Raw genomic sequence first — 16,222 nt, 5'->3', positions numbered from 1 at the left:
ATCTGAGGAAAATCCTATCAGTTCTATTTCATAGGAGTGTCAATCTTAGTAAAAAAACTATATTTTATATGATAGTAGTCAGTTTTTGATCGGCTTATTTAGTAGTAACAATCTTTACTAACCCAATTCATAATAATATCATTTTGATCCACTTTAAATGTGTCTACGCAGATTGTTTCAGTAAAATCTTGATAAAAGAAATTATGTGCAGATTGATATTCTTTCCAAGTGTAAAAATTACCGAGTCTACCTTTGTTGATATTAGTAGGTGTCCCTTTTGTTTGAATGAGTAGCTGAATATTTGTGCCGATGAGCTCATCTCGTGTTTTTTTGAATTCACTTAATGCAGGGGAGTTAGTTGTCGAAATCTCTTCCGTGAATGATTCCGTTTCAGAGGATGGTGCAATATTGTTTGCACAGCCTATAAGAAGTAGGGGAAGCAAACTGAGAACTATTTTTTTCATAACAAACAGAGACCTTTATTTTTGTGATGTCAAAGGATTCAATACAACCTTCTAATCATTATTTATAATAACTGCTTAATTTTATCACTATTTGATTATTTTTTTATTTTATTGTTGCTTGCTTGTCAGTTCTTCAGGAAATACATTTTACGGTGGTAACTGATTGTAGGTTTCTAAAGTAAGGAAGTGGTGGTAATGATCATCATGAAAGTGCTGAAAGTGATGAGAGTCTTTCTAGGTATCCATAAAAAAAGAGCAGTGATTAAAATCACTGCTCTTTGATATGAAATTGAATAGATTCAATTTAACTCAATCTGTTAAAGAGATTAAATTATTTTAATTGTTCCATTACTTCTGCTGCGAAGTCAGACTCAACGATCTCAACACCTTCACCAAGCTCTAAACGCACGAAGCTGTTTACTTTAGCTGATTCAGATTTAAGAAGTTTTTCGATAGTTACGTCTGGATCTTTAACGAAAGATTGACCAACAAGCGTTACTTCTTCGAGATATTTACGAATACGACCTTCGATCATTTTCTCTTGGATATCTGCAGGACGGCCTGACTCTTCTGCTTGTGCAGTAAAGATATCACGCTCTTTTTGTAAAAGATCTGCAGGAACGCCAGATGCATCTACGCAAACAGGGTTAGATGCCGCAATGTGCATTGCGATATCACGTGGAAGTTCTGCGTTTCCGCCTTCAACGTCAACAAGTGCTGCGATACGGATACCGTGTGCATATGCGCCGATTGTACCTTGAGCTGCGATGCTTGCTACACGACGAACAGAGATGTTCTCACCGATTTTAACGATAAGATCTTTACGTACTGAATCAAGAGATGCCCCATCAATTGAGATGTTTGCAAGATCATCGATTGTGTTTACGCGGTTTTCAAAAGCGAGGTCTGCAACTTTGTTTGAAAATGCGATGAAGTCAGCATTTTTAGTTACGAAGTCAGTTTCACAGTTGATTTCAACGATTACACCAAATTTGTCATCGTTACGAATTAATAACACACCTTCAGCGGCTGCGCGATCTGCTTTTTTATCAGCTTTAGCTTGACCGTTCTTACGCATAAGTTCGATTGCTGCTTCGATATCACCATTTGTTTCTGTAAGTGCTTTTTTACATTCCATCATCCCTGAACCAGTGCGTTCACGGAGTTCTTTTACCATAGCTGCTGTAATTGCCATTATAAATACCTTAATAAATGAAAAGTTAATCGGAAATTAATGATAAAGAAGGGCACTTATCGCGATAATCGTATAAGTGCCCACCTTATTTCTTATTCTGCAGCGATTTCAGCTTCTACTTCAGCAATAACTTCTTCAGCTACTTCTACGAATTGATCTTTTTGTTGAAGATCTTGAGAAATAAGCTGTGCATTTGAACCACGGCCTTCGATAACTGCGTCAGCTGCTGCTGTAGCATAAAGTTGAATTGCACGAATAGCATCATCATTACCAGGGATAACATAATCAATGTTTTCTGGTGAGCTGTTTGTATCAACAACACCAATTACTGGAATACCCATTTTTTTAGCTTCTGCTACTGCGTTGCTTTCGTAGCCAACATCAATAATGAAGATTGCGTCTGGGATATTTGGCATATCTTTAATACCGCCAAGGCTTTTTTCGAGTTTGATTGCTTCACGCTCTAATAAAATACCTTCTTTTTTCGTCAAGCGCTCGATAGAACCATCAGCTTGCATTTCTTCGATTTCACGAAGACGACGAATTGAGTTGCGAACAGTTTTAAAGTTAGTAAGCATACCACCTAACCAGCGATGGTTAACGTAAGGCATACCTGCACGTTGTGCTTGTTCAGTAACGATGTCAGATGCTGCACGCTTTGTACCAACGAAAAGAACACGGCCATTTTGTGATGCAACTTTAGAGATAAAGTTCATCGCGTCATTAAACATTGGAAGTGTTTCTTCTAAGTTAATGATATGAATCTTAGAACGTGAACCAAAGATGAAAGGTTTCATTTTTGGATCCCAGAAACGTGTTTGGTGACCAAAATGTACGCCCGCTTCGAGCATTTCGCGCATAGATACTTGTGACATAATTTTTCCTTTATGTATTTAGGGTTGAGCCTCCAGATTTTCCTTAAGCGTAACTTTAATGATAAATCATAAAGCACCCCCGCTTAGGAGTGATCATCTGTGAGTAATTTTAGTTTAATACGCAAATAGAAAATTCTATTTACAGTTCAAATGCTACCTAATTTTGAATTCAAAAAATCACTTTTTAAAGAGAGATTGATTATAAATCAAGCAAAATAGCAAGCCCTGTATTATAGTCTTAAAAGATGTTTTAAGCTAGTGAATTAAAATAATAAAGACAGAGTAAATAAGGGGATTATGATATAATTTCGACGATATAAATTTTAGATTTAGGACAGAACAATGACTTATAAAAATGATCGTTTTATTCGTGCCCTTTTAAAAGAAAAAGTAGACAGAACTCCAGTGTGGATGATGCGCCAAGCAGGTCGTTATCTACCAGAATACCGTCGAGTTCGTGCGCAAGCAGGTGATTTTATGGCGCTTTGCCGTAATGCTGAGCTTGCTTGTGAAGTGACATTGCAGCCGATTGATCGTTTTGGATTTGATGCTGCGATTTTATTCTCAGACATCCTCACAATTCCAGATGCAATGGGTTTAGGTTTAAGTTTTGTACCCGGCAAAGGCCCTATCTTTGAAACGCCGATTACAGATCCATCACAAATCGCAAAGCTTCCTGTTGTAGATGTTGAAGATGAGCTTGGTTACGTGATGAATGCCGTATCTACTATTCGTAAGGCGCTTAAAAATGAAGTGCCACTCATTGGTTTTACCGGCAGCCCATGGACTCTTGCAACGTATATGATCGAAGGTGGCGGTAGTAAAGACTTCGGTAAAGTACGTGGCTTTATGTATGAGCATCCGAAAGCGATGCATCAATTATTAGATAAATTATCTGATGTCGTGATTGATTATTTGAATGCGCAAATTAAAAATGGTGCAGCTGCCGTTCAAATTTTTGATACTTGGGGCGGTATTCTTTCAAAAGAGCATTATCAAGAATTCTCTCTTCGTTACATGGAGAAAATTATTGCAGGTCTTATTACTGAATATGATGGCGAGAAAATCCCAAGCATTGTCTTCACTAAAAATGGTGGCATGTGGTTGAAAGAGCAAGCTGCTATTGGTGCAAATGGCATGGGCTTAGATTGGATGACCGATATTGCTGAAGCAAAAGCGCTTGTTGGAAAACAAGTCGTATTGCAAGGAAATATGGATCCAGGCGTTCTCTACTCAACACCAGAAGTTGTGCGTGAAAACGTACAGAAAGTACTTGCCGGCTTTGGTAAAGTTGCGAGCGATGAAGGACATATTTTCAACCTTGGTCACGGTATTCATCCGGGCATTGATCCAGAAAACGTGAAAGCGATGGTTGAAGCTGTTCGTGAGTTTAGTCCGCAGTATCACTAAGGATTAGCTATGAATAGTAATCCTCCAGAGATTTTATCTTGTGGAGCGGTGATTGTTCGTTGGGATCGTGGGGAGTTTCGCTACTTACTATTAAAAGCCTATAATTTTTGGGATTTTCCCAAAGGGCAGATTGAAAAGGGAGAAACTCCGCTAGATACAACCTTGCGTGAAGTGGAAGAAGAAACGACAATCCGGGATCTCACATTTCCATGGGGACTCGATTATTTCGAGACCGATCCCTATTTTCGTGGAAAAAAAGTGGCTCGTTACTATATTGCAGAAACTCGGCGGCGAGGAATTCGGTTGCCGATCAATCCTGAACTCGGTCGACCTGAACATAGCGAATGGGCTTGGGTGACAAGAGTGGAAGCCTTGAAGCGAGTAACGCCAAGAGTGCAAGAAGTGATCTTATGGTCTGATACTTATTTAGCTTACGATCGCCGTGTCGGTCATTCCGCTCGCTAATGATGATCATCAAAGGAATTTCATGAAACCATTAGATCAGCTGTTATTTGTCTGTGCGGATGAAACGTTGCAGCAGAAACTGCCGGAAGTTTTGACCACTGAGAATTACTGTATTGCCGAGAATATTGATGAAGCTACGGCATTGTTGAATGAGGGTTTTGAACCTAATTTGATCATTGTCGATTTAGTTTTACCGAAACTCACAGGTGCAGAAACATTGGCACAATTGCAAAATCAATGTCTACCAAAAGTGATTCCCGGCATTATCATGACAAGCAATGATCGTTTAGTGCTTTACTCTTTAGCAAGAGCTCCGGAATTGCTCGGAGTTATGAGCAAAAAAGGAGATTCTGAACTACTGCTCGAGAGAATTTATAAGCTATGGGATGATTATCAAATTGCGAAAGTTAATGATGAAAATACGATGTCATTAGTGGATCAAAAGATATAAATATCAATCCGTAAAGAGCTTCTCCGCAAGATCAAAAATATCCAAGATAGAAAGTGAAAGTATTGGTAGCGGTTTGGACCAATACTTTTTTTATATCTGAAATAAGAAGGGAAGAGAGAAATCGGGTATGTTATATCTGAGATCTATTAGTAATCATTGCGCATCTTAGAAAACCATAAAATAATCACAGATGATTAAAACCATTCAAGGGAGAGAAGAAGATATGGGAAACAAATTGAAAGTCGCACTTGGGCAATTTAAAGTTGTTGAAAATTGGGAAGAGAATGTAGAGAGTTGTCTGCATTACATGAAGGAAGCGGATTCTTATGGTGCCAAACTCCTGTTATTGCCAGAAGCGGTTTTGGCACGAGATATTACCGATCCGCTCTCTATTTTAAAATCATCACAATCGCTTGATGGCCCATTTATGCAGAGGATTTTAGAAGCCAGTAAATCTCTCTCGATTACAACGGTATTTACCATCAATATTCCCGGAAATGATGGCAAAGTGATTAATGCGCTGATTGCCGTAAGAAATGGGGAGATCATCGCGCGCTACGATAAGCTTCATCTCTATGATGCGTTTTCTGTGCAGGAATCATTAACGGTGCAAGAGGGCGATAAGATCGCGCAACTCTTAGAGATTGATGGTTTTAAGTTTGGTTTAATGACGTGCTACGATTTGCGTTTTCCAGAACTTGCAAGAAGTTTGGCGCTTCAAGGCGCAGATGCATTTCTGCTTCCTTCTGCTTGGGTAAAAGGTCCGCAAAAAGAGCATCATTGGAAAGTCTTAGCAACTGCCAGAGCGTTAGAAAATACCTGCTATATGCTTGCTGTGAGCGAATGTGGCATCATTAATATCGGTAATAGCTTAATCGTAGATCCCCTTGGAATCGTAATCGGGCAATTATCAGAAATGCCGGGATTACTCTTTGGGGAATTGGATCGTGAACGATTGGAAATAGCTCGAGCGCAATTGCCGGTACTTCAAAATACGAGATTCTTACCGCCGGAATTAAAATAAGCGATAGAAATAAACGATAGAGAATATTGCCGGCATTATTGGATGTAATTATAAATATAATTATGAATGCCGGTAAAACTGCAACAGACTCTCTTTTGTTTTCATCTCACGAAATGCCTGTAACGGCGCTAACGCAGTTGCTGTATCCATTATTGCGAGTTTCAAGGGAGATTCAATGGAGAGCGATGTTAAGTTCTCTAACAGTTCATGATTCTGCAAAGCGCTTAATAACTGTGGATAGAGATCTGCAAAAAAGGGCGGATCTAAAAAGAGATGCGCTCGGCATTCGTTTGCTTGAATTTTTTGAATGAACGCTATTAATTGTGAGTGATTCTCTTCAAAAAAACGAATGCTATCCATATTCAGAAGTTCATATTTTTCACGAGGAATTTTGAGCAGTTGGATATTTTCTTGAAGTTTTCTGAAAACAGCAGGATCTTTCTCGATAAAGATCACTTTTCTTGCGCCACGAGAAATCGCCTCAATGCCCAGCGCACCTGTACCGGCAAATGCATCAATGGCAATACTGCCGGGAATAATGTTTTGGAGCCAATTAAAGAGCGTTTCTCGAACTCTCGAAGACGTTGGGCGAAGTCCATCTGCATCCATCACCGCAATTTTACGAGAACGATATTCACCACCAATAATTTGAATTTGATGATTCTGGCGTTGTTTTGAGGAATTCGGTCGTGATGGTTTCATATAAAAGGCTTAAGATCGTTTTAAAGATGAGAAATGAAAGTTTGCCATAAAGGTTGGGAATGAATATTGGAAATAAAGCTGTTAGAAAACTCTGAAATAGATGAACTAGAGTTTAACGCTTACTTATTCTGCCGGCTTTGATTCAATCGCAATCGGCGCTGTTAAGGCTGTAACTTCCGCTTCTGTGGGAATTAATGGCACATCTAAGGTTTGAACGATGTGGCTACGAATCCAGCCTTCTGTGACTTTCGCAAGTTCGCCGGTAGAAAGGTCTTGGGAAATAATCGGCTTTCCAATGACAATCGTCACAACGCCGGGCTCTTTAATAAATCGTCCTTTAGGAGCGGCAAGACCTGAGTTAATTGCAATAGGTAACACCGGTGCGCCTAATTGTTTAGTCACAATAAATGCGCCTTTTTTAAAAGGAATCACGCTATCAAAAGGTGCGCGCGTTCCTTCCGGAAAGATAATCACAGAACGACCAATGGCAAAGCGCTCTTTGGCTTGTTTTGAAATCTGTTTCAGCGCATTTTTCCCATCTTTTCGATTAATGGCAATCGGTTTTGATTTCGCCAATCCCCAGCCGAAAAATGGAATATAGAGTAATTCTTTTTTCAGGACAAAAGAATGCGGTGGCAAAATGATGGTGTAAATGAGGGTTTCTAATGCCGATTGATGATTCGAAATAATGAAATGAGGTTGCTCTTTCAATGCTTCTAAATTTTCACGACCAATCACGCGGTAATGAATGCCGGCGCCAATTCGCATCCAGCCGATGAGAAGTTTTGACCAAGCTTTAGTAACGGCTCTATACCAAGAACCCCATAGTACGATCGTCGTAATGAGCATCGTGGGCGTAATGATGAGATAGAAAATGATAAAACCTAAAAGGGTAATGAGTGAGCGAAGCCAAGTAATCATTCGTATAAATCCTTTTAGATTGAATCGATAGCGTTGGTGGAAGCAGAAAGGGCATGAATAAAATCAGAAAGTGAATCAAATGTGGCAAGCGGTTGTGCTTTTTTGCCATCTGATAAATCACGCTCTGTTTTCTCGCCATTGCCGGTGCGTACTAAAATCGGTAAAACGCCGGCATTGATGGCAGCTTTAATATCTGACTGTTTATCGCCGACAAAGTAAATGACCGAATCTGCCGGCATATTGAGCTGATCTTTAATCTTGAGAAGCATGCCGGGATTAGGTTTACGATCAGGATGCGTTTTATCATCTGCCGTACAAAATTCTAAAGCATGGATTTCCCCAGCAAGATCTGTCAAAAGCGAATACATTTTTTCATGCATTTCGGTAAGTGCTGCGTGATCATATAATCCTAACGAAATACCCCGTTGATTGGTGGCAATCCCGATTTTAACGCCGGCATTTGAAAGCTTAGAAATGGCTTCTAAGCTTCCTTCAATGGGCATCCATTCATCGGCAGATTTAATATACGCTTTCGAATCATGATTAATCACACCATCACGATCTAAAATCACTAAATCTGGCCATTTTAAGGATAAATGATCACACATATTTTTACGTTACCTTGCATTTTCTGGCATTTTTCAGCATTTGAAAATGCGGTTGTTACTAAAAGATTACCGCTAAAGAATTAAAGTTGAAGCTTAGAAATATCGGCAACGGTTTCAAAGTCGTTACGAATTTCCGTTAAGAGCGCAATACGATTACGGCGAACTTCCAGATCATCCGCCATGACCATAGTATCTTCAAAGAACTTCGCAAGCGGATCTGCAAGATTGCTCAGCGCCGTTAAAATTGCCGCATAATCTTTTGCTGCAACTAAGCTTTCAATCTGACCACTGAGCTCACGAGTTGCTGCAAACAATGCTTTCTCCGAATCATTTTCTAAGAGTGATTCTTGAACGCTTTCTGCTGCTACTTCATCTTTATTGTTGCTTAAGATATTGTGAATACGCTTATTCGTTTCTACTAAGGAGCTTGCCGCCGGAAGCGCTTTAAATGCCGCAACTGCAAGCAGACGATGATAGATATCGAGCGGATTGGTAAGCTTCAATTCAGAAATCGATGCGAAAACATCATTAGAAACGCCAAGATCCGCAGAATATGCGCGTAAACGATCGAAGATATAAGTGAAAATCGTAGCGATAGATTTCTCAGCGTCAACCGATGCCGGCATTGTGCTTGCACTGATTTCAATGAGTTTGAGAAGATCTAAGTTAAGCTTTTCTTCAATTAAGATACGAAGCACCGCAAGCGCATTACGACGTAAACCATAAGGGTCGCGTGAACCTGTCGGGATTTCGCCAATAGAGAAAATACCCACAATCGTATCTAAACGCTCCGCCAATCCTAGAGCCTGCGCTTCTTTCGTGGTTGGCAATTGATCGCCGGCAAAACGTGGCCAATATACTTGTTCTAAGCTATCCGCCACAATCGGGTTTTCCCCTTGCGCATTTGCATAGTAACGAGCCATTGTGCCTTGAAGTTCTGGGAACTCTTGCACCATGTCAGAGATTAAATCAGCTTTATTTAAACGTGCTGCACGAGATATTAATGCTTCATCGGCATTGATATCTTTCGCAATCGCTTCTGCTAACGTTTTCGCACGATTGATTTTATCTGCTTGTGAACCTAATTTTGTTTGGAATACTACATTTTCAAGATTCGCTAAGTAATCTTCTAATGGTTTTTCACGATCTTCATTCCAGAAGAATTCCGCATCGGCAAAACGAGGACGAATCACACGCTCATTTCCTTCAATTACTGCCGCTGGTTCTTCGCTGATAATATTGCTGATAAAGCAGAACTTATCGATGAGCTTGCCATTAGCATCTACAATTGGGAAATAACGTTGATGATCTTCCATCGCAATAATCAATGCTTCTTGTGGCACATTTAAGAAGTGTGACTCAAAGCCACCAATCATCGCATTTGGATATTCTACGAGCGCCGTCACTTCATCGAGCAAACCTTCGTTGACGATCGGCGTACCAACATTTTCAGTAACGGTTTTAATCTGCGCTTCAATCATCGCTTTACGTTTTGCAAAGTCCGGTACGATATGACCTTGTTCTGTCATAATCGCTTCGTAATCTTTTGCGTGCGTGATTTGAATCGGCGCAGATGTATGGAAACGATGACCACGACTCTTATTGCCGGCTTTAATGCCGAAAATTTCGGTGTTGAGTACTTTATCGCCGTAAACAATCGCAATCCAACGAACAGGGCGCACGAATTCAAAATCATGACTTGCCCAGCGCATTCTTTTTGGAATCGGTAAGCCTTTGAGGGCTTTTTCAATCATTGCCGGAAGAAGCGATTCTAAAGATTCGCCTTTCACTTCTTCTTTAAACGTGTACCAAGCGCCTTTCTCTGTTTCGAGGAGCGTTAAATCTTCAACAGTCACGCTGCAAGAGCGCGCAAATCCAAGAAGTGCCGGCGTTGGTGCGCCATCTTTCATGGCAGCGGCTATTGCTGGGCCTCGGCGTTCGCTACTATAATCCGCTTGTTCTGATTGAAGATCAGAAATTAAAAGTGCTAAACGGCGCGGCGTTGCAAAAGCTTGAATCCCTGAAAACTCAAGTTTTTTCGCTTTAAGTTCAGATTCAATGCCTTTTTTAAAAGCCTCAGATAAGTTATTCAATGCACGTGGTGGAAGCTCTTCCGTTCCAATTTCAATCAGTAGCGTTTCTTTAATCATTGTGATTCCATCTAAAAAAAGTTTAGAAAAGACCTATTTAGTTTTATAAGCGGTTATTTTAGCGTATTTGGTGGGATTCGACTAATTGAGTTTAAATTATCTCTGATACACCTTTTAGGTTTTGATTTTTTTGAAACTTTAAATTAAAAACTTTTGAAATTAGTCATGATAGCTAACGGAAAATTCCCGTTCAGGGGGTTTGTGTTTATAATGATCTCTATTAAATAATTTTCAATAATAGGTATGAAATTATGAGTACAGAACAGCGTCCTTTACGAATTGGTATTTTACTGCGCAATAGACATGACGGGCCCGGTGGACTTGAGAAGGTTTTGGAAATTGTTGCTAGGGAAATACCTAAACAAAATGTAGAGCTCAAATTTTATGCATTATATAGCCCTCAATATGATGATTTCACAAAAGAATTTATATCGTTAACCTGTTTGCCATTACCAAGATCACTATCTTTATTAGAAAAAATACTTCCAACAAAAATTTTTAGAATTTTTCAAAAAAGTTACGTTAAAAGAAATGGGATGAAACTTTTTACTCTTATGCAATCAGATGAATTAGATTTACTGATTACACTAGACTTATCAAAGCAGTTTTTGGGCAATTATGAATTCTTGAAAACTTTTAAGGAACAGGTAAATATTCCGATCTTATCTTGGGTTCATAGTTCGTTATCAAGTAATTCATCTCAAATAGCTCAAGCTGTAAAAGACCGTATTCATTTGTTTGATGGACATTTAGCAATTAGTTCGGGAATTTCTAAAGAATTAGAAAGAGACTATGGAGCTCAAGATATAGATGTTGTTTATAATCCTGTAAATTGTGCAGAGCCTATTGTTAGAAACCCAAGAAAATTTATCTATATGGGTAGAATTGATTCGAATAAACGAGTTGACTCTTTATTACTCCAACTAAAAAAACTAGTTGGAAACTGGACTTTGGATATATATGGATCAACTGGAAGGAAAGAAAAAGACCAGAAGTTTATACAAAAAATAATGAATATGGGGTTAGGGGATAAAGTTGTTTTCCATGGTTGGAAAGAGAATGCTTGGGCTGAAATTCAATCAGCAGGTGTTTTATTACTCAACTCAAAAAGAGAAGCTTTTGGTTTAGTAATAGTGGAAGCTATGCAACGGGGTATTCCTGTTTTGGCAACTGCCACTCAAGGTGCAGTTGAATTAATTAAGCCAGGCACTAATGGTTGGATATACGCTATTGATGATGAAGCTGCAGGCGTAGAGGTATTGGAAGGTATTTTGATGGGAAATATTCCATTACCAGAAGCTTTAGGTATTGTTGATAGTGTCAGTCAATATATTACCGTTAATTATATTGAGTGTTTTATGCAGGCGATTCAATCAGTGCTAAAAACTAAAAATTAGTTGGTTAAAAGGAATTATTTCAATATGAAAGTATCTATAATTGTCCCTATTTATAAAGTTCAGGAAGAGATAGAAAGATGTTTGTTATCTGTTATTAGTCAAGATTATCAGGATATTGAATTAGTATTGGTTAACGATTGCACGCCTGATCAGAGTTTCTTTATAGCCAAAGAATATATTAAAAATTCAGCGTTTAGAAGTGAAGTTACATATATTGAGCATGAGAAAAATAGGGGACTTTCCGAGGCTAGGAATAGTGGGTTGAGAGCGGCGAGAGGAGATTATGTATTCTTTTTAGATAGTGATGATCAGATTGCACATAAACAATCAATCTCTGATTTAATTAGTGGGCTGAAAGATATTGAGATGCCAGATTTAGTTGTAGGTGGATCTCAACGTATAGTTGACAATATCGTGACGAAGGAAAGGGTATTAGATGGGCATTGTTTCTTACGAAATACAGATATTTTTTCCACATATTCCTCTGGAAAGCTACCTACCACTGCTTGGGGACGATTGATAAATAGAGCATTTATATTAAGAGAAAGGTTGTTTTTTGAGCCCAATATTTATTATGAAGATGATTTGTGGTCGTATTTTGTTTATAGAAAAGCTCAGACTCTTATAACCATAAATAAGATCGTGTATAGTTATCACGAGCGGGCTGAGTCAATAACAACTTCTTCATTGACTAAAAAAAATATAGATGATTTATATCATGTTATATCTGTTATTTATGGGCTTTATTCTCCTCAAGATTCACAATCAGCTTTAATCATAGAGAGATTAAGGAGATCACTTTTAAAGTATTTGTTTACTTTTAAAGATCCATTAACTATTGATAAGTATTTAAGAGAATTAACCTTAATAAGGCTACCTTTATTAGCAACTTATAAATTAAAATTCATTGAGCAAAATTTAATATTAAGATTACCTCATAAATGGAGTTATGCTTATTTTAAATATAAATGGGGATGACTTGTTTTTTAATTAACTGAGTTAAAAAATATTTCAAATTATAGAATTAAGGAATTAGTTACTGACTATGTATCTTCCCAAGCATAAAACAGGTTCGATTTTTATAGTAGGAAATAGTGAGGAAAAACATGATATTTCACACTTTATCAAGGAAGAGGATGTTGTAGTAAGATTTAACTTACCGAATATAACATCCTCATTAATCGCAGATATTCTATTTATTGCTAATTCATCAGACATGGTATCAGGCAATAATTATATTAGTGCTTTCTGTTTGAAAGAAAACACTATTGTTATATGGCGATATTCTGTTTCTGATATGATTTTTTCACGATATCAGCCAGTTTCCTTATCTCGAAAATTAAAATATAGCTTTAGATTTCATTTGTTTAAAAAGAAAAATAGGCTTAATTCTTTTAGACAAGTATATTTTCCTAGGGATATGCAACAGATCTGTGAAGATATTCTCGGCAATATGGCTAGCACAGGTTTTTTAGCAGTTTACATGTTTGTTAATTTATACCCAAGTCGAAAGATTTACTTACATAACTTTACTTTTTCTGGATGGTCTGGACACAGTTGGAAAGCTGAAAAAAAATATATTGATGAGTTGGTAAACAGTAAGAAAATAAACTTGTTAGAATAGTAATTTCGTGAGTAGGCAAGGAGAATAGTATTATGTCAAAGGAAGTTATACGGGTATTTGTAGGGTGTGATCCTAATAATTGTGATTTAGAGCAGATGATGGTTCTTGAATATAGCATGAGAAAACATACCACTTCGCCTCTTGAAATCATATGGATGCAACTATCAAGTGATTCAAGTAGTTTTTGGTACTCTGATCCAGAGAATAATAAAGGTTGGAATACTACTTTATGGGTAACACCTTTTTCAGGATTCAGGTGGTCTATCCCTGCTTATTGTGGATATGAAGGTAGGGCTATATATATGGATGCGGATATGATAGTTCTGTCGGATATAAAAAATTTATGGGATCATCCTTTTAATGAGAATAGTATTATGGTTTCTAAAGGTGGAGACCAAGCGCATCGTACATGTGTTATGTTATGGGATTGTGCGAAGGCTAAAAATAAGTTGCCTAAATTGAATAAAATAAAATCAAAAGAAAAAAGTCATAAGCGATTAGGGAAGAAACTGCAAAAAAACCCTTTACTAATTACGCCGTTTAATGACAACTATAATAGTTTAGATGGGGAAAATCTTGCTATTGAAGAAATAAAGATTCTTCATTTTACGGATATCGATACCCAGTTTAGTCATAAATATTCAATTCCTCGTTTGAAAAAGGAAGGAAGTAAGCATTGGTATGAGGGAGAAGTAAATGAACATTGGAGAAAAGATCTAATAACATTGTTTGATAGATACTATAAAGAGGCTTTATCCGAAGGGTATTCTTTAGAAAATTACCGGAATATTGGATTTGGCTCAATTGATAAGAAAGATATGACAGACTATGTTGGTTCAAGACATTTACTCGCTAAAGATCAGAGTTGTGTTAAGCCAATAAAAAAAGATGCTCGATTTGCTAGTAAGCTAAAAAAATTTTTAAAAATAAATTGAAAGACTACTGATTTTGGTAAATACAATAAAAATTCTTTGGAGTATGAATAAATGCGGATCGGGTTTATTACATTAAAGCAACATACTAGAATGGCTGGAACAGAGCAGGTACTTACAACGCTAGTTAGTGAATTAGAAAAAAAAGATATTTGGACGAAAGGGTATTTTATTTATGAACCGGAAGATGAGATTTTTCTTCGGAGTTTTTCTAACTATTATAGTTCCTACATGCCAAGGATTCTTAGAAGAAAACATGTTTTAAGGCCTAGAGCTTTGTACAAAATAGTGCATAGAAAGGGTATTGAACGGCTTTTTCAAGAAATTGAAGAGGATAACTTAGATATTCTATTTGTACTTAAAATTGAAAAGGAGTTTTTGAAGAATTATTCTTTTTTTTCAAAATTAAAGCAGAAAAAACCTAATCTAAAACTCATTTCTTGGCCACATTGTAGCTTAGATAAGATGATTGATACAGAATCGAGCTTTCAAGAAAAACTACAAATTTTTGATGCGCATTTTGCGATTAGTGATGGAATAGCTGAACAGTTAGGAACTCGATTAAATCAAAAAAAGGTATTTACAGTATATAATCCTGTTGCAATCCCAAGATCATCTATTACGAGACAATATAATAAATTTATATTTATTGGAAGAATTGATAAAGATAAGCGTGTAGTAGAGTTAATTAATAGCCTAAAAAATTTAAAAAACGAAAATTGGACATTAGATATAATTGGTTCAACAGGTAATCGTGAAGATGACCTATTGTTTAATAGTTTCATTCATGATTCTGGTTTGGAAGATAAAATAATTTTCCATGGTTGGAAGGATGATCCATGGACAATGGTTAATTCCGCTGGGTTATTGTTATTGAATTCAACTACGGAAGGATTTGGGCTTGTCCTAGTTGAGGCTATGATGAGAGGTATACCATGTATTTCAACGGACTGCCCAATAGGGCCAGCTAGTATTATTAAAAATGATATAAATGGCTGGTTGGTTAATATGGATGATGATACTGAATTGATTGATATTCTAGATCGGATTCTTTCTAAAAAACTTATCTTACCTAGAGAAGACGGCATAAAAATTTCTGTGGATAAATTTTCTGTAGCTAGTGTTACAAGACGATTTCATGAGGGATTATGTGAGGTGCTAAAGTATTAATATGATCCTGCATTAAAAGCGCATTATTATATTTGGCAGATTCAAATACGAAGTGCGACAAGTACGTTTTTGACCAAATACTCATAAGGTGTTAAATATCCTAACACCTTTCTAGGTCTATTATTTAGTAGATCTTCCACATATTGAACTGCTTGCGTATCAAGGTTATCTAAACGTTGATTTTTTGGGAAAAATTGACGGATTAATCCATTCGTATTTTCATTGGTTCCTCGTTCCCAGGAATGATAAGGTCTTGCAAAATAGCTTGTTGCATCAAGTGTTTTCGAAATTTCTTCGTGAGAAGAAAACTCCTTTCCATTATCATAAGTTAGAGTCAGCACAAGGTGCTCTTTCAGAAGATTAATACTTGTTTCTGCGATAATTTTCGACTTTCTATTCGGAAGCGCACACATTTTTGTAAGTCTCGAGACTCGATCAACATAGGTCAACAAAACACCTTGATGATTTTTCCCGACAATGGTGTCTCCTTCCCAATCACCGATTCTTAAGCGCTTATCGACAACTTTCGGCCTTTCAGAAATGTCTTTTCGATTAGGGATTTTGCCACGACGATCATTTCCTTGTACGGAACGCTTTCGATATGTTTTTTGGTTTCTGAGAAAAGAATATAACTTCCCACCATTCTTTTTGTCTTTGTAAACATAGAGATAAATGGACTCTATCGACCCCACATCTTGCCATCCTCGCAATTTTAAACGCCCATGAATTTGCTCAGGGGAATAGTACTTTTGTAATAAATACTCTACATATTCCCAGAAAAAGTTCCGTAATCGCCCTTGATTGCTAGCTTTTCTGTCAATTGCTAAATTATTA

Annotated in this window: 17 protein-coding genes; 9 read left to right on the top strand and 8 right to left on the bottom strand. The window is 37.4% G+C overall.

Annotation, left to right across the window (positions count from 1 at the left end):
- Positions 1-98: 98 nt before the first annotated feature.
- From ACYSN2_RS03640 to rpsB, 3 genes are all read right to left on the bottom strand, one after another.
- Positions 99-464, bottom strand: coding sequence for a hypothetical protein (locus ACYSN2_RS03640; protein ID WP_461748898.1), 366 nt, complete (start codon positions 462-464; stop codon positions 99-101).
- A 331-nt stretch (positions 465-795) separates the two neighbouring features.
- A complete protein-coding gene (gene tsf, locus ACYSN2_RS03635; RefSeq protein ID WP_461748897.1) occupies positions 796-1,659 on the bottom strand; it encodes a translation elongation factor Ts in 864 nt (287 codons plus the stop codon).
- Positions 1,660-1,751: 92 nt separating this feature from the next.
- Positions 1,752-2,534, bottom strand: a complete 783-nt coding sequence (rpsB, locus tag ACYSN2_RS03630) for a 30S ribosomal protein S2 (protein WP_461748896.1) — start codon at positions 2,532-2,534, stop codon at positions 1,752-1,754.
- 342 nt (positions 2,535-2,876) lie between these two features.
- Here rpsB and hemE point away from each other — a divergent pair, with 342 nt between their 5' ends.
- The 4 genes from hemE to ACYSN2_RS03610 all read left to right on the top strand — a co-directional run bounded on the left by hemE (position 2,877) and on the right by ACYSN2_RS03610 (position 5,884).
- On the top strand, positions 2,877-3,944 hold the full coding sequence (hemE, locus tag ACYSN2_RS03625; protein ID WP_461748895.1) for a uroporphyrinogen decarboxylase: 1,068 nt from the start codon (positions 2,877-2,879) through the stop codon (positions 3,942-3,944).
- 9 nt (positions 3,945-3,953) lie between these two features.
- The gene (locus ACYSN2_RS03620; protein WP_461748894.1) at positions 3,954-4,409 is read left to right on the top strand and encodes an NUDIX domain-containing protein; all 456 of its coding nucleotides are present in this window, start codon (positions 3,954-3,956) and stop codon (positions 4,407-4,409) included.
- Between the two features lie 22 nt (positions 4,410-4,431).
- Positions 4,432-4,860, top strand: coding sequence for a response regulator (locus tag ACYSN2_RS03615; protein ID WP_461748893.1), 429 nt, complete (start codon positions 4,432-4,434; stop codon positions 4,858-4,860).
- 235 nt (positions 4,861-5,095) lie between these two features.
- Positions 5,096-5,884: a deaminated glutathione amidase gene (locus tag ACYSN2_RS03610; RefSeq protein WP_461749031.1), complete on the top strand. Its 789-nt coding sequence runs from the start codon at positions 5,096-5,098 to the stop codon at positions 5,882-5,884.
- A 60-nt stretch (positions 5,885-5,944) separates the two neighbouring features.
- On the opposite strand, the gene rsmD is transcribed toward ACYSN2_RS03610, so the two are convergent.
- From rsmD to glyS, 4 genes are all read right to left on the bottom strand, one after another.
- On the bottom strand, positions 5,945-6,586 hold the full coding sequence (rsmD, locus tag ACYSN2_RS03605) for a 16S rRNA (guanine(966)-N(2))-methyltransferase RsmD (RefSeq protein ID WP_461748892.1): 642 nt from the start codon (positions 6,584-6,586) through the stop codon (positions 5,945-5,947).
- Between the two features lie 123 nt (positions 6,587-6,709).
- The gene (locus ACYSN2_RS03600; protein WP_461748891.1) at positions 6,710-7,507 is read right to left on the bottom strand and encodes a lysophospholipid acyltransferase family protein; all 798 of its coding nucleotides are present in this window, start codon (positions 7,505-7,507) and stop codon (positions 6,710-6,712) included.
- Between the two features lie 14 nt (positions 7,508-7,521).
- Positions 7,522-8,115 (bottom strand): HAD-IIIA family hydrolase, encoded by a 594-nt coding sequence (locus tag ACYSN2_RS03595; RefSeq protein WP_461748890.1) that lies wholly within the window; start codon positions 8,113-8,115, stop codon positions 7,522-7,524.
- Between the two features lie 80 nt (positions 8,116-8,195).
- A complete protein-coding gene (glyS, locus tag ACYSN2_RS03590; RefSeq protein WP_461748889.1) occupies positions 8,196-10,265 on the bottom strand; it encodes a glycine--tRNA ligase subunit beta in 2,070 nt (689 codons plus the stop codon).
- A 251-nt stretch (positions 10,266-10,516) separates the two neighbouring features.
- Here glyS and ACYSN2_RS03585 point away from each other — a divergent pair, with 251 nt between their 5' ends.
- From ACYSN2_RS03585 to ACYSN2_RS03565, 5 genes are all read left to right on the top strand, one after another.
- Positions 10,517-11,662 carry a glycosyltransferase gene (locus tag ACYSN2_RS03585; RefSeq protein ID WP_461748888.1) on the top strand — a complete coding sequence of 382 codons (1,146 nt, stop codon included), beginning with the start codon at positions 10,517-10,519 and terminating at the stop codon, positions 11,660-11,662.
- A gap of 24 nt (positions 11,663-11,686) precedes the next feature.
- Positions 11,687-12,640 (top strand): glycosyltransferase family 2 protein, encoded by a 954-nt coding sequence (locus ACYSN2_RS03580; protein ID WP_461748887.1) that lies wholly within the window; start codon positions 11,687-11,689, stop codon positions 12,638-12,640.
- Between the two features lie 67 nt (positions 12,641-12,707).
- Positions 12,708-13,286, top strand: coding sequence for a hypothetical protein (locus ACYSN2_RS03575; RefSeq protein WP_461748886.1), 579 nt, complete (start codon positions 12,708-12,710; stop codon positions 13,284-13,286).
- A 32-nt stretch (positions 13,287-13,318) separates the two neighbouring features.
- The gene (locus ACYSN2_RS03570) at positions 13,319-14,221 is read left to right on the top strand and encodes a glycosyltransferase (RefSeq protein WP_461748885.1); all 903 of its coding nucleotides are present in this window, start codon (positions 13,319-13,321) and stop codon (positions 14,219-14,221) included.
- Between the two features lie 90 nt (positions 14,222-14,311).
- Positions 14,312-15,388 carry a glycosyltransferase gene (locus tag ACYSN2_RS03565; RefSeq protein WP_461748884.1) on the top strand — a complete coding sequence of 359 codons (1,077 nt, stop codon included), beginning with the start codon at positions 14,312-14,314 and terminating at the stop codon, positions 15,386-15,388.
- Positions 15,389-15,429: 41 nt separating this feature from the next.
- On the opposite strand, the gene ACYSN2_RS03560 is transcribed toward ACYSN2_RS03565, so the two are convergent.
- A partial coding sequence (locus ACYSN2_RS03560) for an IS30 family transposase (protein WP_461748883.1) occupies positions 15,430-16,222 on the bottom strand: 793 nt, incomplete at its 5' end.

It is taken from the genome of Ignatzschineria sp. LJL83 (assembly GCF_054871845.1).
Note: the sequence above shows the minus strand (reverse complement) of the source record. Positions and strands in the feature narration are given on the sequence as shown.

What these genes read in the sequence shown, in the direction of transcription:
- ACYSN2_RS03580 (WP_461748887.1), top strand. Translation starts at nt 11,687, where the DNA reads ATGAAAGTATCTATAATTGTCCCTATTTATAAAGTTCAGGAAGAGATA.
- ACYSN2_RS03640 (WP_461748898.1), bottom strand. Translation starts at nt 464, where the DNA reads ATGAAAAAAATAGTTCTCAGTTTGCTTCCCCTACTTCTTATAGGCTGT.
- ACYSN2_RS03600 (WP_461748891.1), bottom strand. Translation starts at nt 7,507, where the DNA reads ATGATTACTTGGCTTCGCTCACTCATTACCCTTTTAGGTTTTATCATT.
- ACYSN2_RS03565 (WP_461748884.1), top strand. Translation starts at nt 14,312, where the DNA reads ATGGCTGGAACAGAGCAGGTACTTACAACGCTAGTTAGTGAATTAGAA.
- rpsB (WP_461748896.1), bottom strand. Translation starts at nt 2,534, where the DNA reads ATGTCACAAGTATCTATGCGCGAAATGCTCGAAGCGGGCGTACATTTT.
- ACYSN2_RS03585 (WP_461748888.1), top strand. Translation starts at nt 10,517, where the DNA reads ATGAGTACAGAACAGCGTCCTTTACGAATTGGTATTTTACTGCGCAAT.
- ACYSN2_RS03620 (WP_461748894.1), top strand. Translation starts at nt 3,954, where the DNA reads ATGAATAGTAATCCTCCAGAGATTTTATCTTGTGGAGCGGTGATTGTT.
- ACYSN2_RS03575 (WP_461748886.1), top strand. Translation starts at nt 12,708, where the DNA reads ATGTATCTTCCCAAGCATAAAACAGGTTCGATTTTTATAGTAGGAAAT.
- rsmD (WP_461748892.1), bottom strand. Translation starts at nt 6,586, where the DNA reads ATGAAACCATCACGACCGAATTCCTCAAAACAACGCCAGAATCATCAA.
- tsf (WP_461748897.1), bottom strand. Translation starts at nt 1,659, where the DNA reads ATGGCAATTACAGCAGCTATGGTAAAAGAACTCCGTGAACGCACTGGT.
- ACYSN2_RS03595 (WP_461748890.1), bottom strand. Translation starts at nt 8,115, where the DNA reads ATGTGTGATCATTTATCCTTAAAATGGCCAGATTTAGTGATTTTAGAT.
- glyS (WP_461748889.1), bottom strand. Translation starts at nt 10,265, where the DNA reads ATGATTAAAGAAACGCTACTGATTGAAATTGGAACGGAAGAGCTTCCA.
- ACYSN2_RS03570 (WP_461748885.1), top strand. Translation starts at nt 13,319, where the DNA reads ATGTCAAAGGAAGTTATACGGGTATTTGTAGGGTGTGATCCTAATAAT.
- hemE (WP_461748895.1), top strand. Translation starts at nt 2,877, where the DNA reads ATGACTTATAAAAATGATCGTTTTATTCGTGCCCTTTTAAAAGAAAAA.
- ACYSN2_RS03615 (WP_461748893.1), top strand. Translation starts at nt 4,432, where the DNA reads ATGAAACCATTAGATCAGCTGTTATTTGTCTGTGCGGATGAAACGTTG.